Source organism: Stenotrophomonas sp. YJH_SMC_79, from assembly GCF_059367995.1.
Genome location: NZ_JCAFRK010000003.1, coordinates 204,838 through 226,441 on the forward strand (window position 1 = coordinate 204,838; position 21,604 = coordinate 226,441).

Consider the following 21,604-nt stretch of genomic DNA (forward strand, 5'->3'; position numbering starts at 1 on the left):
TGTGGGTGGGTAGATGAAGGCTGTCAACAATATTATTCGAACAATGGTTTACAGTGCGCGCATCCAGTCAGGTGCGGTGGAAATGCGGTGTTTCACCGTATCCAGCAAGGCCTTCGGCCACAGTGGCCGCTGCCCAACCGGTACGACAGCGCGCAGACTCCTGCCCATGTTTGATCTTTACAGCCTCCGCGGCCGCATCACCGCGCTGGTTCTCAGCGAGGCCTGGCGCCGCCGTGCTGCGCTCTGGGGCGGCGCCGTGGCCGTGGCGCTGGTGGCCATCCTGTTCGCCAAGGCCAGCGACGCGGCCTTCCATCTATTCCAGCGGATCACAACGCACTCGCCGTGGTGGGCCCTGCTGCTCACGCCCGGCATCTTCGCGCTGTTGGCCTGGTTGACCGCCGGTGTGCTGAAACCCACGCGGGGCAGCGGTATTCCGCAGGTCATCGCTGCGCTGGACAAGCCCGATGAGCCATTCCGGAAGACCAATCTTTCGCCTGCGGTCTCAGCCGGCAAGCTGCTGCTGACGTCGTTGTCGCTGCTCGGCGGCGCGTCGGTCGGGCGCGAAGGTCCCACGGTGCATGTGGGCGCCAGCCTGATGTATCTGTTCGGTCGCTGGTTCGGTTTCAAGGATCCCCGCGAGCTCTCGCACTTCCTGCTGGCCGGTGGTGCGGCGGGTATCGCGGCGGCGTTCAACACGCCGTTGGCCGGAATCGTCTTCGCCATCGAGGAGCTCAGCGGCCGTTTCGAGCATCGTTTCTCCGGCACCCTGCTGACCGCGGTGATCGTCGGTGGCGTGGTGTCGCTGGGCCTGCTGGGCAACTACACCTACTTCGGCCATGTGAGCGCACGCCTGCCGCTCGGCCAGGGCTGGCTGGCCATCCTGCTATGCGGCGTGGTGGCTGGGTTGCTGGGCGGATTGTTCGCGCGCGCGGTGCTGGCCAGTGCGGCGGGCCGCCCGCGTTGGCTCGGGCAACTGCGGCAGCGGCATCCGGTTCTGTTGGCCGCAGGCTGCGGCCTGGTGGTGGTACTGCTCGCCCTGGTCTTCGGTGAAGGCGCGTTCGGCACCGGCTACGAGCAGGCGCGCAGCCTGGTGCAGGGGCAGGCGATGGTCGGCCACGAGTTCGGACTGATGAAGCTGCTGGCCAACCTCGCATCGTACGTGGCCGGCATTCCCGGCGGCCTGTTCTCGCCGGCGCTGGCGGTCGGCGCGGGACTGGGCCACAACCTGGCGGTACTGATGCCGGGCGTGGACCCGCGCGCGTTCGTGCTGCTGGGCATGTGCGCCTACCTGACCGGCGTCACCCAGGCACCACTGACCTCGGCGGTGATCTCGCTGGAGCTGACCGACAGCGGCGATCTGCTGCTGCCGATCCTGGCCACGGTGCTGATCGCGCGCGGCGTGTCCGGGCTGGTCTGCCGCGTGCCGATCTACCGCGGGTTGGCGGAGGTGTTGATGGCGCCGCAAGCAGAGCCAGCTGATAGGCATCGCTGATTACCTTGATCAACAGGATCAATCAGGTCGCAATCTTCACTCCTGCAGTGAAGCTGATTCCCCGTTGCACCGTCTACTCGATGCCAGGTGCGCCGCTGAAGATGCACCCACGCCGGGGCTGCACCCGGACCTGCATCGAGAGCGACCATGATCAACTGCCGTATCCGCAGCCTGGCGGCTGCCGTCCTGGCCCTGGCCAGTTCCCCCATGCTGGCGATCGCCGGTACCCCATTGCTGCCCAGCGAGCGCAGCATCGGCACCCTCGAACCGGTGGCGCGTTTCGAAGGCGCCATGCCCACCAGCGTGGCGGTATCTGAAACCGGGCGCATCTTCGTCAACTTCCCGCGCTGGGGCGATGAGGTGGCCTACAGCGTGGCCGAATGGCGCGACGGCCGCGCCGTGCCCTATCCGGATGCGCGCATCAACAGCGCGGAAGGAGCGGACCCGGCTGCACACTTCATCAGCGTGCAGAGCGTGGTGGCCGATGGCCAGGGCCGGTTGTGGGTGCTGGACACCGCCGCGCCCGGGTTCTCTGCGCCACAGGCCGGAGGTGCCAAACTGGTGGCGATCGACCTTGCCACCAACACCGTGGTCAAGACGCTGGTGTTCCCGGCCAACGTCATCGACGCGCGCACCTATGTCAACGATGTGCGCTTCGATTTCCGGGTTGGCCGCGAGGGCGTGGCCTACGTGACCGACTCGTCGCTGAGCGGTATCGGCGGCATCATCGTGATCGACCTCGCCACTGGCGTCGCGTCCAAGCGACTGGTCGGCCACGTATCCACCTCGGCCGATGCCGCCTTCGTGCCGATCGTGGAAGGGCAGCAGATGCAGCTGCGTAACGCCGATGGTTCATCGGCGCCGTTTACCGTGGCCGCCGATGGCATCGCCCTGTCGCCCGATGGCGGCACGCTGTTCTACACGCCCTTGTCCAGCCGTCATCTGTACAGCGTGCCGACCGCGCTGCTGCGCGACCCGAAGGTGAGTGAGGCGGCACTGGCGGCAGCTGTGGTCGACCTTGGCGACAAGGGCGCCTCCGATGGCATGGAGATGGACGCCAACGGCCGGCTGTATGCGAGCGATTACGAGCACAACGCCATCCATGCCCGCGACGCGCAGGGGCGATGGACGACGGTGGTGCACGACCCGCGCATCCTGTGGCCGGATACGCTGTCGATGGGGCCGGACGGCTATCTGTACTTCACCGCCAACCAGCTGCATCGACAGGCTGGCTTCAATGGTGGCGTGGATCGCCGGCAGACGCCGTACATGGTGTATCGCACCCGGGTGGATGCGAAGCCTGCGCCGACGCGGTGAAGTGCTCCGTAAACTGGTAAGGATGCCTACGGGCTGAAGAGCGTGCGCCTGATGGCCTCGGGACCGCGGCGCGTTCAGGCTGTAGCGCATGCCAGCCCTGTCCACGCCCACTCGTCTTCTGGAGGCAGCACTTCGCGTGCTGCTGCCACTGCGCTGCCTGGTCTGTGGCGAGCCGGGCCACGATGAACTTGACCTGTGCCGCGCCTGCCTTGCCGAACTGCCCTGGGCCGGTCGTGCCTGCCTGCGCTGCGCACTCCCGCTACCCGGGAACGCCCTGATTGTCTGCGGCATATGCCGCGACGAGGTGCCGCCGCAGGCCGCCACGCATGCCAGCCTGCTGTACCTTCCACCCGTCGATCAGCTGCTGGTGCGTTACAAGTTCCATCAGGACCTGGCGGCCGGGCGCCTGCTCGCACAGCTGATGCAGCGCGCGCCACCACCCTGGTCGTGCGCGCCGCTGGTGCCGGTGCCGCTGCATGCGCGACGCCTGCGCCAGCGTGGCTACAACCAGGCCGCCGAACTGTGCCGCCTGTTGCCGATGCCGGTCTGGCAGGGGCTTTACCGGCGCCGCCACACCGCGCCGCAATCCGAGCGCAGCGCAGAACAGCGCCGGGACAATCTCTTTGACGCATTCGGCACGCGCTTGTCGCCACCCACACGGCTGACCGTCGTGGACGACGTGATGACCACCGGCAGCACCGTGATGGAAATCGCCGAGACGTTGCGGCTGGCGGGCGCCAAGGACGTGCGGGTCTGGGTGTGCGCACGGGTGCCGTGACGGCCGGAGCGATTGACACCATATGACGGCTGCTGAAGGATGCCCATCCTTCAGCGCGCGGTGCTCGACTGCGTCGCCGCAATGGGTGCGCGGATGCAAAGACCCTAAAGTTCCGCGCACTCCCGCCGATAGCGGTTGGCGGTCGAGTCGGTGTTGGCCGCACGTTCTATCTGCACGATGTCTGTTCACAGCTTCAGGTCTGTACCAATGCTGGACAAGGAAGTCGTTGATGGGTAACAGGAAAGCAGGATGCAGCATGCGTGCCGTTCTGGGCACCGCGGGGCTGTTGTGGATCGGCGTCGTGCATGCGCAGTCGGCCAGTCCTTCGTTCGTCGAGCAGCAGGAACTGCGCGAACGCGCCGAGCGCGAGGCACGCGAGCGTGAGCAGCGGCAGGCATTGCCGGATGTATCGCGCGAACAACCGGCCGCTGCCACCGATATGCATTCGCTGGAACTGCCGGACGAAGAACCGTGCTTCACCTTGCAACAGCTGCAGCTTGACGGCGCGCATCTGGGGCGGTTCGCGTTCCTGCAGCGCTATCTCGACCGCTACCGTGGCCGCTGCGTGGGCCAGCAGGGCATTGCGCTGATCGTCCGGCGTGCGTCGGATCTGGCGCTGGCCAAGGGCTACGTGACCACCCGCATTGGCCTGCCCGAGCAGAGCCTGGGCAGCGGAACCCTGCGCCTGCAGCTGGTGCCAGGCGTGATCCGGCAGATCCGCTTCAACGTGGAAGAGGTACCCGATTCGATGTGGAAGAGCGCGTTTCCCGCGCGGCCGGGGGACGTGCTCAATCTGCGCGCGTTGGAACAGGGCCTGGAACAGCTCAAGCGCGTTCCGTCGCAGGACGTAAGCATGGAGCTGGTGCCGGGCGAGGCGCCCGGCGAATCGGACGTGGTCATCAGCATCCGCCACGGCAAGCGCTGGCGTGCCTCGGTGTCGCTGGACGATGCCGGCAGCCGTGCGACCGGAAAGCAGCAGGTCGGCGCGACCGCCTGGGTAGACAACCTGGCTCGCGTCAACGACCTGCTCAGCATTGGCGTCAGCAGCGACGGCAGTGCCGACAAGGGCCGGGGTACCCACGGCTTCAATGCATCGTGGTCGGTTCCGCTGGGCAACTGGCGTTTCAGCACCAGTACCTACAGCTCGCGCTACAAGCAGACCATCGCCAGCAACGCCGACACGTTCGCCAGCACCGGCACCTCCAGCAACGTCGATCTGGCCGTGGAACGGCTGCTGGTGCGTGGCCAGAGCTATCGCAGCGGCATTGAACTGCGCGTGGCGCAACGGTCGTCGCACAGCTACGTGGAAGGCGTGGAGATCGAAGGCCAGCGCCGCCGTACCACCTCGGTCGAGCTGGCGCTGCTGCACCGCCAGTACCTGGGGCGGGTCCAGGCCGATGTCCGCCTGGCGCACCGCCGCGGCGTGCCCTGGCTGGGAGGCGATGATGACGCCGTGGGCCGCGATGACCTGGCGCCGACGTTCCGCTATGGGCTGACTACGCTGGATATCGGCGCCGGTGGCGCACTGACCTCCGGGCCGCGCCCGCTGGCATGGAACACCGCGCTCCGCTACCAGTGGAGCGAGGACACGCTGTATGGCTCGGAGTTCATCAGCGTCGGTGGCCGCTATACCGTCAACGGCTTCGACGGCGAGGTGCCACTCGGCGGCAGCCGCGGTGGCTATTGGCGCAACAGCATCAGCTGGATGGCACATCGCGCCATCGCGCCCTACGCGGGCATCGATATCGGCCACATCGAGCGCGACGACCGCCAGGGTATCGGCGGCGGAACCCTCAGCGGTGCGCACCTGGGTGCACGTGGCGAGCTGGGCGGATTGGCGTGGGATGGCTTCGTCGGCGTACCGATGAGCCGCCCGGCGTGGCTCAAGCATGAGGCACGCGGGCACGTGATCGGATTCCGCGCGTCCTGGCAGTTCTGATCCGGCTGGAAGCACCGTCGCCGGGTGGCGACGTGACCGGGTTGTTGTGTGTGTGCAGTTCCCCCTGGGTTGATGGAAGTACCTGGCATGAAGAACGTATTCCGCAGTTTGTCCCTGTCCGCTTCGGGCGCTGTCTGGGCCACGCGCCTGCGCATCACGATGGCGAGCGCCACCCTGGCAATGGCGTTCCTGGCCCCAGGCAGCTCATTTGCCCAGGTGCAGGTGCAGGCCGGCGAGCAGGCGCGGGCCGACCAGTCGGCGAACGGCGTGCCGGTCATCCAGATCAACCGCCCCAACGCCGGCGGTGTCTCGCATAACCGCTTCCAGGACTACAACGTCGGGCGCGAGGGACAGATCCTCAACAACAGCGCGAGCACCGTACAGACCCAGCTGGGTGGCTACATCCAGGGCAACGGCAACCTGCAGCCGGGCCAGTCGGCACGCTTGATCCTCAACGAGGTGACGTCCACCAACGCCTCGCGCCTGCAGGGCCATATCGAGGTGGCCGGCCACTCGGCGGCGGTGATCGTCGCCAACCCCAATGGCATCACCTGCGATGGCTGCGGCTTCATCAACACCACCCGGGGCACGCTGACCACCGGCACCCCGGTGTTCGGCAACGATGGCAGCCTGTCGGCGTTCCGGGTGTCCCGTGGAACGATCCGCCTGGAAGGCAACGGCCTGGATGCCGGCAACCTGGAAGGCGTCGACCTGCTGGCCCGCGCGGTGCAGCTCAACGCCGGCCTGTGGGCACGCCAGGTGAACGTGGTCACCGGCGCCAACCAGATCGATGCCCAGACGCTGGCGACGCAGGCGATCAGCGGAGAAGGCGAACGCCCGCAGTTCGGCCTGGACGTTGCCGCTCTCGGTGGCATGTATGCAGGCAAGATCCGCCTGGTCGGCACCGAGGCCGGTGTGGGCGTGCGCAGCGCCGGCCAGATGGTGGCCGATGCAGGCGACTTCATCCTGACCCAGGCCGGCGATGTCCGTCTGAATGGACGCACGGCGGCCGCGGGCCGCCTGCAGATCGAGACCGACGGCGACCTGAAGGCCGACGGCACGCAGTACGCGCAGGGCGATCTTCAGATCCGTGCCCGGCAGGCGTCGCTTGCCGGTTCCACGTCGGCAGGCGGTGCGATGGCGGTACGCGCCATCCAGAATCTGGACCTGGCTGGCAGCGCGCAGGCCGCGCAGATGCAGCTGGACGCCGGTGGCATGCTGACCCTGGCTGACACGGTGAAGAGCGCGGGCAGCATCGCGCTGGCTGCCGCACAGGTGCAGAACCGTGCACAGGTGACCGCAGGCGCCGGGCTTGCCGTGCGCGCCGACACGCTGGTGCAGGACAAGGGCGCGCGCCTGGGCGCGCAGGCGCTGGACGTGCAGGCCCGCCAGGTGGACAACGCCGGCCTGCTGCTGGGCAACCAGAGCGTACGGATTCAGGCCGCGCAGCTGCACAACGCAGGGCAGCTGTACAGCGACGCCGACGTCGATCTCGACGCGGTCAGCATCGACAACGAGGGCATCATCGGTGCCGGTGCCAACCTGCGTGCAGCGGCCGACCGCATCACCCAGGTGAAGGGTGCCGAGCTGTCTGCGGGCGCACTGCTGAAGGCCGAGGCGCGCCAGCAGCTGGACAACGCCGGGCATATCCTCTCCGAGCAGGCGCTGGAACTGTCTGCCGGCGGCGTGGACAACCAAGGCACCCTTGAGGCCCGCCAGGCCTCGCTGACGGTCGACCGTCTGCGCAACGGCGGCACGCTGCAGGCGGTGGATCTGCTGGCGCTGAAGGCCAACGCACGCATTGACAATGACGCCACCGGCAGCATCCAGGGTGGCAAGGGCCTGCAGGTCGACGCGGATGTGCTGGACAACGCCGGCATCATCGGCAGTGCAGCCGATGCCCGTCTGTCCGCTGCCACGCTCGACAACCGCAACCGGCTTGAAGCAGGCGGCACCCTGACCCTGCAGGGCGGCACCCTGCGCCAGCAGGCGGCCGCCACGGCGCTGGCACGCGTGCTGGCCGTGGACATGCAGAAGGTGACCAATGATGGTCGCCTGCACGGCCAGCAGACCCTGGATCTGCACGCCTCCGGACTGGCCAACAGCGGCGTGATCTATGGTGGTGATCGCACCCGGCTGCGTACCACCACGCTGGACAACGCGGGTGTAGTCGCCAGCGATGGCGCGCTTGACGCGCGTACCGACGCGCTGCACAACCGCGCCGGCGGCAACCTGTCCAGTGCGCAGTCGCTGCAGCTGGATGCGGTGACGCTGGACAACGCAGGCAACGTGTTCGCCAAGGGGGCACTGACGGCTACGGCCGATGTGATCGACAACCGTGGCGACCTCTACGGCGCCGGTGATGTCGATGTCACCGCGCGCGATTCGCTGGACAACCAGGGCAGCCTGGTAGCCGGCCAGGCGTTGCAGGTGCGGGGCCGGACCCTGCACAGCCAGGGTGAACTGGGCAGCGAGCGTGGCAACGTGCAGCTCAGCAGTGACCAGACACTGGTGCTGGGCGGGCGCACGTTGGCCGCCGGCACGCTCACCGCCCACGCGGGCGGCAGCCTGGAGCAGTCGGGCAAGGTCTTTGCGCAGCAGGGCGTCGTGCTGTCCGCCGATGCCGACGTGACGCTGAAGGGAACGATCGACAGCGCTGCCGATCTGCAGGTGCGCAGCGGTGGCGACCTGGACAACCAGGCCGCGTTGTTCGCCAGCGGCGCGCTTTCGCTGCAGGCCGCGCAGGCACTGCGCACGACGGCAGACGTGCAGGCGCGCACCGTCACGCTGCAGGCCGCCCAGGCCAGCAACCGCGGACGCATGCTGGCCTCGGGTGACATCGAGGTACGGGCAGGGCAGATCGACAACAGCGGCGTGATCGTGGCGGGCCTGCTGGCCGACGGCAAGGTCGGCAGCACCGGCAGCGTCACCCTTGATGCGCGCCAGCAGCTGCGCAATGCCGGCCAGATCAACGCCGGCCAGCAGGTTCACCTGCTGGGCGACAGCCTGCTGCTGGAGGGTGGCCAGGTCTGGTCGGGTGGCACCCTGCTGGCGCAGGCGCGCAGCGGTGAGTGGCGCAATACCGGCGGCAGCCTGACCGCGATCGGGCTGCTCGACCTGCGTGCCACCGACCTGCTGCGCAATGCGGGCAGCCTGCAGGGCACGCGCATCGGCCTGCTCGCAGCCGCGCTGGACAACAGCGCCGGCGAACTGCTGCAGACCGGTACGGACCCCTTTGAACTGAGCCTGACAGGTGCTCTGCGCAACACCGGCGGGCGCATCGCCGCCAATGCTGGCAGTGTCCACCTGAAAGCTGCGCAGCTGCTGAACCAGGGCGGCCGCATCGAGCACGCGGGCACGGGTGTGCTGAAGATCGAGACCGGTACGCTGGACAACAGCGGTGCTGGCCTGATCGTCGGCAACGGCGAGGCGGACGTGGCCGTTGCTGGTCGCCTCGACAACAGCGGCGGTACGCTGACCGCGGGCACCGGTGCGCGCGTGACCGGTACGGAGATCGTCAACGCCGGTGGCCGCCTTGATGCCGGCGGCACCCTTACCGTGGACGCCACGGGGGCATTGGACAACCGCACTGGCACCATCGTGCAGCGTGGTGTCGGCCAGCTGCAGGTGCTGGCCTCCCAGCTGGACAACAGCAATGGCCTGCTGGGCGCCGAGGGCAGTGCGCGCGTGACCAGCCGCACGGGCGACCTGCGCAACGTGGATGGCAACCTGTACGCTCGCCAGGAACTCGGGCTCGACGTTGCGGGTGCGCTGGCCAACCAGCGTGGCCTGGTCCACGGCGGCACCTCGCTGGATCTGCAGATCCGCCAGGCACTGGACAACAGCCAGGGCAACATCGAAGCACAGGGCGCTGCGAACATCCGCGCTGCTTCGGTGGGCAACCGTGGCGGCCGCATCGTGGCCAACGGCATCGGGCAGCTGTCGCTGGAATCGGCCGGTGCGCTGGACAACCGTGGCGGCACCCTGGGCAGCACCGGTGGTGCGCTGACGCTGACCGCAGGCAGCGTGGACAACCGCGCCGAAGGCGGCCAGGCCAAGCTGGTGGCTGGAACCGACCTGCGCCTGCAGACCGCTTCGCTGGACAACGCCGGCAGCATGGTCCATGCCGCCAATACCCTGTACCTGGAGCGCGCCGGCGCACAGGTATTCAACGTAGGTGGCCAGCTCAGCGCAGGCAATCTGCTGCGCCTGGATCTTGCCGCGCTGGACAACAGCAACGGCCGGCTGCTCAGTCGCCAGAGCCAGCTGACGCTGGGCAGCCTGGCCAATGGTGGTGGCGAAATCAGCGCCTATGAAGCACTCGGCGCACGCCTGCAGGCCTTCAGCGGCATCGGCCGCCTGTTCGGCGGCAGCGAGCTGCGCCTGACGCTGGCCGGTGACTACGTGCATGGCAACGGCCAGCGCCTGGAGAGCAACGGGCTGCTGAAGCTGGACGTGGCCGGTGCACTGGTCAACCAGGGGCGCCTGGAGAGCAAGGGCACCCTTGAAGTCTCGGCGGCCCGGATCGAGAACAGCGCTGGCGGGCAGATCAACGCCACGGCAGGCAATGGCAGTGGTCGTGTCGCGCTGAGTACGGCGGGCGATTTCAGCAATGCCGGTCGCGTGGACGGCGATACGGTGGAGGTGTCGGCTGCCACCATCACCAACACCGGCACCCTGATGGGCAACGCGTTGGAACTGCGCGCCTCGCGCATCACCAACGGCCGCGACCTAGGCGACACGCTGGTCGCTCGCGATTACAACGAAGGGCTGATGGCGGCCACCGGCCGCATCAACCTGTATGCCAACTACATCGACAACCTCGACGGCGAGCTCTTCAGCCTGGGCGACATCCGCCTGCAGGGCTGGAACGGCGGCAATGCCCAGCAGATCCGCAACCGTTCCGGGCGCATCCAGGCCGAGAACGACCTGATCCTTGCTGCACTGGGCGTGGCCAACGAACGTCGTGTGCTGGTCACCCAGCACAAGGTCTACAGCGGCAACGAAGGCGCTGCCGATCCGGACAGCGGGACGTTCAGGGTCGATGGCATCGACGGCCCGGCACCGCCGGGCAAGCTGTGCCCGGGCGACTGTGCCGTGCTGGAGGTCTGGACCGAGCACAAGGACCTGGTGCTGGAAGGCACCACCGTCATCGCCGCCAGCGCGGCGTCGCAGCTGATTTCCGGTCGCGACATGCAGATGTCCGGCGGCTCGGTCGACAACCGGAACTCGGCCATCGCCGCCGGTCGCAACCTCTCGATCAACGGCCGCGGCTCGTCCAACAGCGAAGACCCCAATGACTGGGCCGGCGTGGTCAACAACGAGGCGCTGGCCGGCTACAAGGTGGTCCAGCGTACGTCGACCATCGACTACACCTACCGCCCCTGCCCCAGCCGCTGCGACTTCGAGATCTATGGCGGCAGCCGTGCGCTGGGCACCAGCACGGTCACCAAGCAGGTCACGCTGGCTGGTGGCAATGCCAGCATCACCGCCGGCCGCAAGGTGCAGATCGAAGCGCGCGAGGTCAACAACGCCGTGGTCACCGCGCACAGCGGTGGCACGCCGCTGGACGTTGCCGGTTGGCAGGGCAACAACGCCTACGCACCCGAACTGGGCCAGCAGCAGGGCGCCGGCGCGGTCGGCGGCAACGCTGGCGCACCGGATGCACAGCAGGGCGTGGCCACCGGTCCGGCCAGCGCGCAGGCGCAGGGCGCCGGCATGGCCGGTGATACCGGCACACCGGGACCGGGCCGTGTCACCACGGTGCCGCCGCCGCAGGTGGTGGGCAGCCCGCAGAATCCGCTGCCGGGCCTGTCGCTGCCCAGTGGCGGCCTGTACACGGTCAATCCGGGCAACCAGCGCTGGCTGGTGGAAACCGATCCGCGCTTCGCCAACTTCGGGCAGTGGATCGGCTCGGACTACATGTTCCAGCGCCTGAACCTGGACCCCGACAAGCAGCTGCGTCGGATGGGTGACGACTTCTACGAGCAGCGCCTGGTGATGGAACAGATCACCGGCCTGACCGGGCGTCGCTACCTGGATGCCGACCAGGGCGATGGCATGGGCCAATACCGCGCCATGATGGATGCCGGCGTGAGCGAAGCCGCGCGCCAGCAGCTGAGCGTGGGCGTGGCACTGTCGGCCGAACAGGTGGCCGCGCTCAACGAAGACATCGTGTGGATGGTCGCCCAGGAAGTGGACGGGCAGAAGGTGCTGGTGCCGGTGGTGTACCTGTCCCAGGCCACCGCCAGCCGCCTGCATCTGGGGGGCGCCGCCATCGCTGGCGAGTCGGTGGAGATCCGCGCCGGCAATGTGTCCAACCAGGGCATGATCCGCGCCGATGATCGATTGACCATCGACACCGGCAGCCTGCTCAACGATCGCGGTGGCATTTCCGCGGGTGGCAATGCCCGCATCACCGCCGTGGAGGACATCCTCAACAACAGCGGCCTGATCCAGGGCGGCAACGTGGCCCTGGTGGCCGGCCGCGACCTGAAGAGTGTCAGCGGCATCGACGTGGCCAGCATCCGCAGCGGCGGCAGCCTGGCGCTGGAAGCCGGGCGTGACCTGGCACTGGTCGGTTCGCAGGCCAGTGCCCGCGGCAACGCGGCGCTGGAGGCCGGCCGCGACCTCAACCTCACCACGCAGATGCAGGGTGATGGCAGCCTGCGCCGCACCACGCTTGATGTCGGCGGCAGCCTGTCGCTGGACGCTGGCCACGATCTGAACCTGACGGCAGTGACCGCCAAGGCCAGTGGCAGCGTCCATGCCACGGCCGGCAACGACATCAACCTCAACGCACTGACCACCACCGAACAGGGCGGCTGGGGCAGTAACCGCTACACGCGCGAAACCCTCAACGCCAGTGGCATCGAGGCCGGTGGCTCGCTGGGCATGCAGGCCGGGCAGGACGTGAACCTGCAGGCCGCGCAGCTGAAGGCCGGCGACGGCCTGGCCGTGGTGGCCGGGCGCGATCTCAACCTGCAGGCCGAAACCACCACCAACACCAGCCAGCAGCAGAGCCGTGGCAAGCGTTTCTCGCAGACCACGCAGAGCATGGACGAGACCGTGCACGGCACTTCGCTGCAGGCCGGCGGTGACATTGCGCTGGTGGCCGGGCGCGATGCCAACCTCACTGCCACGCAGGTCGGCAGCACCGACGGCGGCATCAGCATTGCCGCTACGCGCGACGTGAATCTGCTGGCGGCACAGGAGGACCACAGCTGGGAGCAGGAAACCACGCGCAGGAAGAAGAGCCTGCTGTCGAGCAAGACCACCACCACTTACGACGCGACCCGGGACAGCCTGGTGGTGGGCACTACGCTCAGCGGCGAGACGGTCACCATCGGCGCCGGCCGTGACGTCGTCGCGCAGGCGGCGCAGGTGGCTGCCACCGGTGATGTGGTGGTGGCCGCCACCCGTGACCTGACCATCGGCACGGCCACCTCCACGCACAGCGAAGAGCATGACAAGACCGTCAAGCGCTCGGGCGTGTTCGGCGGTGGTGGCTTCAATCTGACCATCGGCCAGAGCAAGCTGGAAAAGGGCCTGGAGATCGAGCAGAGCGCGCCACAGGGCAGCCTGATCGGCTCAACCGATGGCCGGGTCAACCTGAGCGCCGGCAACACGCTGCACATCACCGGTTCGGACGTGCTGTCGAAGACCGGTACGCAGCTGGTGGGCGGGCAGGTGGTGATCGACGCGGCACAGGGCACCACCGACGTACACCAGAGCACCAAGCAGAAGAGTGCCGGCATCAACGTCGGCCTGACCGGCGGCGTGGTGGATGCCGCGCTGGCGGCATATGGTGCGGCCAAGGCCGCCGGCAACGCGCAGGATGACCGCCTGAAGGCGCTGTACGCGGTGCAGGCGGCCAATGCCGCCGCTGGCGTGGGCGGCGCCATGCAGCAGGGTGCTTCCGGCGCTACTGACGGCGTAAGCCTGCGCATCGGCATCGGCGCCTCCAGCTCCAGTGCCAGCCAGACCAGCCACGACCAGTCGGCGGTGGGCAGCACCATCCGCAGCCAGGGCGACGTCAGCATCGTCGCCACCGCCGGTGACCTGAACATCATCGGCAGCCAGGTGAAGGGTGACAACGTGGCGCTGGCCGCGCGGGACAACATCACCCTGCGCAGCGAAGCGGAAGACCACACGCAGTCGTCGAAGAACAAGAGCGGCAGCGGTGAGATCGGCTTCAGCATCGGCGCGCAGACCGGTTGGTACGTGTCGGCCAGCACCGCCAAGGGCAAGGGCAGCGGCAACGGCACCACGCACGTCGAAACCGTGGTGGACGCCGACCGCAACCTGACCGTCATCAGCGGCAAGGACACCACGCTGCAGGGGGCCCAGCTGAGCGGCGACAAGGTGGTGGCCAGCATCGGCGGCAACCTGTCCATCATCAGCGAGCAGGACACCGACGACTACGCCAGCAAGCAGACCCAGGCTGGCGGCACCTTCGTGTATGGCAGCGGCGGCACTGTCAACATCGGCCAGCAGAAGGTCGAGAGCCACCTGCGCAGCGTGCAGGAACAGAGCGGCATCGTTGCCGGCAGCGGTGGCTTCAACATCACCGTGGGCGGCAACACGCACCTGGAAGGCGGCGTGATCGGCAGTACTGCCGACGCCTCGAAGAACCGCCTGGATACCGGCAGCCTGACCGTTGTCGACATCGAGAACGAATCCCGCGCCAAGACCAGTGGCGGTGGCATCGGCACCGGGATGAGCAGCGGTGGTGGCATCAGCAACCCGCTGGGGAGCGCGGCCGGCGCAGGGCTGAGCCTGCTGGGCGGCACGAAGAAGAACGACAGCAGCACCACCCACTCGGACATCGCCGCCGGCACGGTGGTGGTGCGCGATGGCAATGAAAGTGCCCTGGCCGGTCTTGATCGGACCGCGACCGGATTTGATACCGACAGTGCGTTGTCGGCCGTTGACCTGCGCAAGATGCAGGAGCGCGCCGAGGTGATGCAGCTGGGTGGGCAGCTGCTGTTCAAGGGTGCGGGTGACCTGGGCAGCTACCTGAGCCAGAAGGCGGAGACCGAAGAAGGCAAGGCGTTCTGGGCCGACGGCGGCAACGGCCGCGCACTGCTGCACGGCATGGCCGGTGCAGCGATGGCCGCATTGGGTGGGGCCGATGCCCTGAAGGGCGCGGTGAGTGCTGCCGGTGCGGAGAAGGCCAAGAAGGCGATCTCGGATTACCTCACCGCCAACCAGAGCGAGATCAGTCCCGACCAGTTTCGGTCCTTGATGGAGGTCAGTAGTGCGATGGTGGGTGGACTGGCCGGTGGAAGCACCGGCGCCAACATTGCGCTTACAGGAGATCGATTCAATCGGCAGCTGCACCTTGACGAAGCAAAGAAGCTGGATGCGTTGAAGCAGGGCAAGACTGCTGATGAGCAGCAGCGCTTGAACGACGCAATGTGTGCTCTGGTTCATTGTTCCGCCGGCGTACCGGATAGCGATCCGAACAAGGCTCAGCTGGAGGCCTCGGAGAAACGCGGACGTGGATACGCGGCAGAGCAGCAGCTTATCAAGGGCGCCAATGCTTTCCTTGGCTACTCAACGATCGATCAAGTGAATGACCAGATCCTTCGGTTCGATGAGTCATTCATGCGAATCAAGGGAGGGGTGCAGGCAGTCGGTGGTGCGGCTGGAGCAGTAGGAGCAACCGCCGGCGCGGTGGCAACTACGCCCGGTTGTGGGACTGTCGTGTTGTGTGCGGCACCGATTGGGCTGGCTGGCGTGGCCGTCCTGTCGGCCAAATCCGGTATGGATGGTCTGGACTCTGCCCTGGGGCCCTACAACTCAGTGCAGGGAAAGAGGGTTCTGGATTCGTTCAATGCTTCAACCTATCAAGGTGATCAGAATCCCTTGGCGGGTGCTGCTGTTTCACTCGTGCGGATGGCTGCCGAGCAGGCGATCAGCCGAGTGGGCGGAAGGGTGCTTGCGCAGAAGGAGCTTCCTGGGGCGACGGGGCCTATCTTGCCTGGTAGTAACATTGGCAAAGAAAGTCCAGCTGTAGGCTCCGGTGCAGAGAACGCGGTGAACGCCGCTAAGCTTCGTACCCAGTTGGCCGCTCAGGAGATTGCGGGTGGGCATGCCTTCGAAAAGCACGTGCTTGTACAGGGGGAATTCAAGGGGCTGGGTATTCGCACTCGTGAGCAATTTGCAAGTCATATTGAAAATGTCATGAACAATCCATCGTCGATACGTTATTACAAAGATGGTCGGATGGTATATATTCAAGAGAGTACAGGTACTGTTGTCTTTAGAAATCCAAACGGCGGAGAAGGAACCGCGTTCCAGCCTAAAAACTGGAAAGGCTATATCTCAACTCTCCCGACTCAATCAGTTCCATACTGAGAATTCAATGAAATTAGATAGAATTAACGATGCGGACCTTATTCTGCACTTAAACTCCCGAGAGCTCGAGCTGGTTCTATCATGCATTCGAGAGTCATTTGCAGCATTGAATGGGAAGGAGTATGAATTGAGGGTTGGAGTTCCAATTGATGAGGCTGTAAAGATGGCCGTTGAGCTAAAGGATATTATGGAGCGTGAGGGGTTGGGTGGGTAATTGAGATAATTTGGTCCTTGGCATTTACTCCGCGAGTTGGGGTGCGCCTCAGCGGGCAGGGGGCTTCGATGGCGATCCGTTTTCAATGGATCTACCGTTGACGATTGTAGGTGTGAAGAGTGTGCAATGCTGACCCGAAAATTTTAGTCACCATCGACATTGATGAGTATCGTAGGGCGCTTCGAGGGCTTCAGCCGGAGTGGATCTTTCAATAGAAGTAGATCTGGCGGCCAGGAAGATAGCCTCTTCGATTTGAACAGCCTGTGCAAAGCAGGCGAGGCAGGCGGCCGCGTTTGAAGGTGGTTCCTGCATCTGCGGCAACGACCGCGCGCTGCTGCACGGCATGGCCGCACTGGGTGGTACGGATGCGCTGAAAGGCGCGGTGAGCGCTGCCGGTGCGGAGAAGGCCAAGAAGGCGATCTCGGATTACCTGGAGAATAACAAGGGCAGCCTGAGCGGTGAGGCCTACCAGTCGCTGATGGAAATCGGCAGCGCGATGGTGGGTGGTGCTCTGGGTGGAAGTACGGGCGCCAACATTGCGGTGACCGGGGACCGGTTCAATCGGCAGCTGCACCCGGATGAGGTGAAGTGGATCCGCTTCCATGCAGAGGAGTTCGCCCGCGAGCAGAAGATCTCGAAGGAAGAGGCCTATCGCATCCTTCTTGTGGAAGCAGCTGCGTACGTAGACTCCAAAATTCAGTCCGATCTGAGTGGAGTAGAAAACAATACGGCCGCAATTGAGTTCCTGCGCAAGAACCAGAACAAGTACGACTGGGGCACGGCGTTCGACACCAGCGACCAAGACAACTTCTCTAAGTTCAGCGAAGAGCTTGGGCGAGAGAAGGGCTATTTCCGCGACGTCTACAATGCCATTTCGGGGACCGCGTCCGCCGCGGGATCAACCAAGGACTGGCGCTTCGAGTTCCAAGAACCGCTGCGCTACTACGGCGATGCCTCCCGCTCCCAGAAGGGCGTTGCCATGGTCCAAGCCGGCGCAGCCGGTCTTGGTATCGGTGCCGCAGCGGCTGTTGAATTCGGTGGCTGGTGCATCCTCAATCCATACAGCTGTGGCAGGGCTGCCAGCGGGGCGATCGATGCGGTCATGAGTGACTACGTGGGTGGTCACTCGCTTGCGCCTGTGCTGCCGGCCTTGGTTGCGGCAAAGGCCGCTACCACTGCGGAAGAAACGCTTCGACTGTCGAGCGGCGCGGTGGGTGCTGAGATCGCGGGGAATGCTGCAAAGAAGGGGGGGCTGCAATCCGAGCAGGTGCTGAAGCCGATGCAGGCTGCCGGTGCGGATGTGGCAGAGGCAGGCGCGAAGGCCGGGGCAAGCGAACAATCTTCTCTGGCAACTCTGAATCGTCTGAGTCCGCAGGAAGAGGCTGAGCTACTAAAGCGACAACTGGTCCAGGCCGAGCGGCATGATCCATGGATTGGCACAACGCTTCCGGGAGCCGAGGCTCCAGTGACGGTTACGGCAGAAGCAACCGTCGGCGGACGAATGCTCAAAGACACCAATCCGGCAGTCGTCAAGGAGCTCACTTCGGATGGGTCTAGAATTGAGGACTGGGGGAAATTTACTACCCAAACCATAGTTCTGCCGAGTGGTCAAAGATCTCAAATCTACTACTACATGAATAAAGTTACCGGAAAGCTCAATTTCAATATCGATTTCAAGGTCAAAGGAAGGGTGGAGTGAAAGTTGCGGTCAAGCCAGGCGCTGAAAGCGCGCGCGGTTGGTTGTACGAAGATATTGAGCTAACGGTCCTTGCACTCATGATTTCTCCATCTGGTGAAGTTAGATTGGTATTGTGGTCCGACGCGCAAGAGTCGGTTGCACTATTTCCAATTGGAGATTTTAGTGTGTCCGACAGTGCGCTCTCGGTCGCTTGGGTAATCAGTTTCGATCCGAGTGGGGCTGTTTCCATAGCGCCGAAGTCCTGGCAGACCGCTGACTTTTGGGATCTTTACAATGAGGGGGATTCGGCGGCGGAAGAAATTTTTAGACTGGAAATGAAAAGAATGATGGATGAATAGGAATGGATCTTTTGCAATGAGCGGATCAGGCTCAGGGCGGGGCTGAAGACAAAGGGAACCTCGCTGACAAGCCTCCATTGATCGCTGGTTCTCAACTCTCTAGCGGTGGTGGCATCAGCAACCCGCTGGGGAGCGCGGCCGGCGCAGGGCTGAGCCTGCTGGGCGGTACGAAGAAGAACGACAGCAGCACCACGCGTTCGGACATCGCCGCCGGCAGGGTGGTGGTGCGCGATGGCAATGAGAGCGCTTTGGCCGGCCTCGATCGGACCGCGACCGGCTTTGATACCGACAGCGCACTGTCGGCCGTTGACCTGCGCAAGATGCAGGAGCGCGCCGAGGTGATGCAGCTGGGCGGGCAGCTGCTGTTCAAGGGCGTGGGTGACCTGGGCGGCTACCTGAGCCAGAAGGCGGAGACCGAAGAAGGCAAGGCGTTCTGGGCCGACGGCGGCAACGGCCGCGCGCTGCTGCACGGCATGGCCGGTGCGGCGATGGCCGCGCTGGGTGGTGCGGATGCGCTGAAGGGCGCGGTGAGTGCTGCCGGTGCGGAGAAGGCCAAGATCGCGATCTCGGACTTCCTGGAGAGCAATAAGGGCAGCCTGAGCTGGGAGGACTACCAGTCGCTGATGGAAGTCGGCAGCGCGATGGTGGGTGGGGCTTTGGGTGGAAGCACGGGCGCCAACATTGCGGTGACCGGGGACCGGTTCAATCGGCAGCTGCATCCGGATGAGGTGAAGTGGATCAACATGAATGCTGCCGCGTTCGCTGCCCAGGAGGGTATCAGCGAAGCAGAGGCAGTACGGAGGCTGACCACGGAAGGTGCTGCGCGTGTTGATGCAAAGGTCAACCGGTTGGTGGGCAACGAGAATGTTGATCTCGAAGCAACCGCGTTCCTGAGCAAGATGGGTGGGACGTACGGGTTCACTGCGACGGAGGCTGAGTACAACAACTTCAACCTCTATGGGAAAGAGCTGCTCAAGGACGACGCACTGTACCGGCAGGTCTTCAATTCTCTGCTGTCCTCCGGCGTATCCAAGGATGCCCTGCAGCTCAAATTCTATGATCTGAACAACCTCCGCGGTGATTCATTAAGGTCACAGAAAGGTGTGGCTGCTCTTCAAGCAGGTGCTGCCGTAGCCGGTGCAGGTGCCGCGCTTGCTGTCGAGGGCGGCGTCTGGTGTCTGCTGAACCCGATCGCTTGCTCCAATGCGCTAAAGGGAACGGCGGATGCTCTTTCGGCAGACTTTGTCGGCGGGCATGCGATTTCAGTTCCTGTCGCGGCTGGTGTCGTTGCGAAAGCCGGGTTGGTGGCGGAGGAAACAATAAGCACAAGTCGTGCTGCATCTCGAGTGTATGAGGGCGCGAAGGGTGTCTCCGGATTTAAATATGGAATTGCCGCAGATGAGGTTCGTGGGATAAATTACAGAATAAGTGGAACTGGTGAATACTGGGATATTTCAACAACAATCGCCAACGCTGCCAATCACGAAGGGTTTTATAATAAGAGTGTCGTATTTATTCGTGATATTGCCGGGGCACGGATTTGTAAATGGGAATAAGAGGGCTGCTGTTGAGGTTTTCGAGGTTATTGAGGAAAGGAATGCCGTTGACGGTCCGCCGCGTGAGCTGGTGTGGAAGGTTGTTGGCCAGTGTTTCCACTGGCGAGTTAAAGTCAATTGACGAAATTTCAAAGGCTCTCAGGGGGCTTGAGTGAAAAGCAAGAATGAATTGGCTTTCGACTTTTCTGAGCGAGTAGGTGTGCCTATTGATAGGAATTATTTGTCTGATTTTATTGGCGTTGTAAACGGAATTGTTAATGGAGAGGGTTCTTACTTCATTTTCAAGCTGGACGGGGATAGGGTTAGTTCGAGGCTTACTTTCGTTTTTTGCGATCGCGCTAGAGATGTTATATTGAGGAGAGATACATCCAGTATTGAGGATGGCATGATGCATATATTTGCTGGACTGGAAGAGGCGGGTGGGTACGCTTAGTTGCTGTGGGTGGGATGTATATGCCATGGTTTTGGTCCGAGCCTTCTCGTGTGCTGACCGGCTGGGGTTCTGAGTTGTATTGGATTTCGATCCGCACATATTGCTGACATGCAATGACCCGCCGATATATGCTCGGGTCATGCGGTTAATGTGGCGGCATAGAAGCCATACGGAGCAACTCGCTGGGCGACCCAGCGGGTGCAGGGTTGAGCCTGCTGGGCTGCACGAAGAAGAACGGCAGCAGCACCACTAGTACTCATAGTGCCGCCGGCCGGGTGGTTGCGGAGTCCAAATGAGGGTCGAAGCAGGCTTTGATCTAACGGCCATCGAGCTTGACGCCCATGTCCATTGGGGCGTCGATCCAAGACGAACCCATCCAGAGCCACCGTGATCCCCCTCTTCATCCCGAACGGCTAGGATGAACCCGATTACGGATCGAAGGAGTGGTCATGAATTCCCCCTTGTCTCCCCTGTTGTCGGCAATCGGCCGTAGCTGGTGGATCCTCCTGCTGTATGGCCTGGTCGCACTCGGCTTTGGCATCATCGCCATCGGTTGGCCCTTGTCGGCGGCCATGGCATTGGCCTGGACGCTTGGCGTGATGGCCATCGTCGAGGGTGTCATCAGCCTGTTCGCTTTGATCAGCGGCGGTAGCGGCGCTTCGCGCGGCTGGCTTGCGCTGTATGTCATTGCTTCGCTGGGCTTCGGCATCCTGGCGGTGATCAATCCGCTGGCAACGGCCAGCGTGCTGGTGCTGTTCCTGGCGGCGTGGCTGCTGGTGGCCGGCATCTATCGCATCGTGTTCGCGATCCGCGTGCGCAAGCAGATCCAGGGCGAATGGCTGCTGGTCCTCAGCGGCGTGCTGGCGGTGGTGCTGGGCCTGCTGTTTGCGGCCAATCCATATGCCGGCGTGGCGGTAACCACGTTGTGGATCGGCATCGGCAGCCTGCTGTACGGCCTGCTGCAGGTGCTGGTGGCATTCAAGCTGCGGAAGCTGAAGTGAGAACGGCGCTTCTGCTGCTGCTGGGCGCGGCACTGGCCATCACCGGATGCACGCCGGGTGCCACACCCGGTGTCCTGGCAGGCAAGGAGCATGCGCCGCGGCCCGGTGTGGATGTGCGCCTGAGCGCGGTTGATGCGGACGGCAAGGGCACGCAAGCGCAGTGGCAGGGCGAGACCCTTGCGCTGCGCGAGCCGCCGATTGCCGGCAGCGCCGACATTGCCGATGTGCGCTATGTGCTGGACGCAGGCCAGCAGCCCGGCCTGCAGATCCGCTATCGGCCCGAAGCGCACCAGCGCATCCACGATGGCACGGCAGCACTGGTGGGCCAGCGAGCAGCGATCAGTGTGGATGGCCGCGTGCTGATGGTGGCGACGGTGAAAGGCCCGTTCGGTGAATCGATGATGCTGAGCGGGCTGCCGAGCATTGCCGAGGCGCAGGCGTTGGCGAAGCACATCACCGGTCAGTGACGGGCGCG

The 21,604-nt window shown here is 64.6% G+C and carries 10 protein-coding genes; all 10 read left to right on the forward strand.

The annotated features are described in order from the left end of the window. Positions 1-166: 166 nt before the first annotated feature. The 10 genes from AC5P57_RS12015 to AC5P57_RS12060 all read left to right on the forward strand — a co-directional run bounded on the left by AC5P57_RS12015 (position 167) and on the right by AC5P57_RS12060 (position 21,596). Positions 167-1,492: a chloride channel protein gene (locus tag AC5P57_RS12015; protein WP_262235487.1), complete on the forward strand. Its 1,326-nt coding sequence runs from the start codon at positions 167-169 to the stop codon at positions 1,490-1,492. Between the two features lie 147 nt (positions 1,493-1,639). Beyond that, positions 1,640-2,809 (forward strand): L-dopachrome tautomerase-related protein, encoded by a 1,170-nt coding sequence (locus tag AC5P57_RS12020; RefSeq protein WP_099555211.1) that lies wholly within the window; start codon positions 1,640-1,642, stop codon positions 2,807-2,809. An 88-nt stretch (positions 2,810-2,897) separates the two neighbouring features. Next, positions 2,898-3,587 carry a ComF family protein gene (locus tag AC5P57_RS12025; RefSeq protein WP_262235486.1) on the forward strand — a complete coding sequence of 230 codons (690 nt, stop codon included), beginning with the start codon at positions 2,898-2,900 and terminating at the stop codon, positions 3,585-3,587. Between the two features lie 256 nt (positions 3,588-3,843). Beyond that, on the forward strand, positions 3,844-5,526 hold the full coding sequence (locus AC5P57_RS12030; RefSeq protein WP_239503692.1) for a ShlB/FhaC/HecB family hemolysin secretion/activation protein: 1,683 nt from the start codon (positions 3,844-3,846) through the stop codon (positions 5,524-5,526). Between the two features lie 87 nt (positions 5,527-5,613). Beyond that, complete coding sequence (locus AC5P57_RS12035; protein WP_495219585.1) at positions 5,614-15,888, forward strand: hemagglutinin repeat-containing protein; 10,275 nt, start codon at positions 5,614-5,616, stop codon at positions 15,886-15,888. A gap of 557 nt (positions 15,889-16,445) precedes the next feature. Continuing rightward, the gene (locus AC5P57_RS12040) at positions 16,446-17,801 is read left to right on the forward strand and encodes a hypothetical protein (protein WP_495219586.1); all 1,356 of its coding nucleotides are present in this window, start codon (positions 16,446-16,448) and stop codon (positions 17,799-17,801) included. Further along, positions 17,798-18,139, forward strand: a complete 342-nt coding sequence (locus AC5P57_RS12045) for a hypothetical protein (RefSeq protein WP_262235483.1) — start codon at positions 17,798-17,800, stop codon at positions 18,137-18,139. The genes AC5P57_RS12040 and AC5P57_RS12045 overlap by 4 nt, the downstream gene beginning before the upstream one ends. A 77-nt stretch (positions 18,140-18,216) precedes the next feature. Beyond that, the gene (locus AC5P57_RS12050; protein ID WP_262235482.1) at positions 18,217-19,695 is read left to right on the forward strand and encodes a hypothetical protein; all 1,479 of its coding nucleotides are present in this window, start codon (positions 18,217-18,219) and stop codon (positions 19,693-19,695) included. A gap of 882 nt (positions 19,696-20,577) precedes the next feature. Then, positions 20,578-21,129: an HdeD family acid-resistance protein gene (locus tag AC5P57_RS12055; RefSeq protein ID WP_262235481.1), complete on the forward strand. Its 552-nt coding sequence runs from the start codon at positions 20,578-20,580 to the stop codon at positions 21,127-21,129. Beyond that, complete coding sequence (locus AC5P57_RS12060) at positions 21,126-21,596, forward strand: SecDF P1 head subdomain-containing protein (RefSeq protein WP_142806966.1); 471 nt, start codon at positions 21,126-21,128, stop codon at positions 21,594-21,596. Before AC5P57_RS12055 ends, AC5P57_RS12060 begins: the two co-directional genes overlap by 4 nt. Positions 21,597-21,604 lie beyond the last annotated feature (8 nt).

Coding starts and splice junctions, on each gene's coding strand:
- AC5P57_RS12015 (WP_262235487.1), top strand. CDS start 167: ATGTTTGATCTTTACAGCCTCCGCGGCCGCATCACCGCGCTGGTTCTC.
- AC5P57_RS12020 (WP_099555211.1), top strand. CDS start 1,640: ATGATCAACTGCCGTATCCGCAGCCTGGCGGCTGCCGTCCTGGCCCTG.
- AC5P57_RS12025 (WP_262235486.1), top strand. CDS start 2,898: ATGCCAGCCCTGTCCACGCCCACTCGTCTTCTGGAGGCAGCACTTCGC.
- AC5P57_RS12030 (WP_239503692.1), top strand. CDS start 3,844: ATGCGTGCCGTTCTGGGCACCGCGGGGCTGTTGTGGATCGGCGTCGTG.
- AC5P57_RS12035 (WP_495219585.1), top strand. CDS start 5,614: ATGAAGAACGTATTCCGCAGTTTGTCCCTGTCCGCTTCGGGCGCTGTC.
- AC5P57_RS12040 (WP_495219586.1), top strand. CDS start 16,446: ATGGCCGCACTGGGTGGTACGGATGCGCTGAAAGGCGCGGTGAGCGCT.
- AC5P57_RS12055 (WP_262235481.1), top strand. CDS start 20,578: ATGAATTCCCCCTTGTCTCCCCTGTTGTCGGCAATCGGCCGTAGCTGG.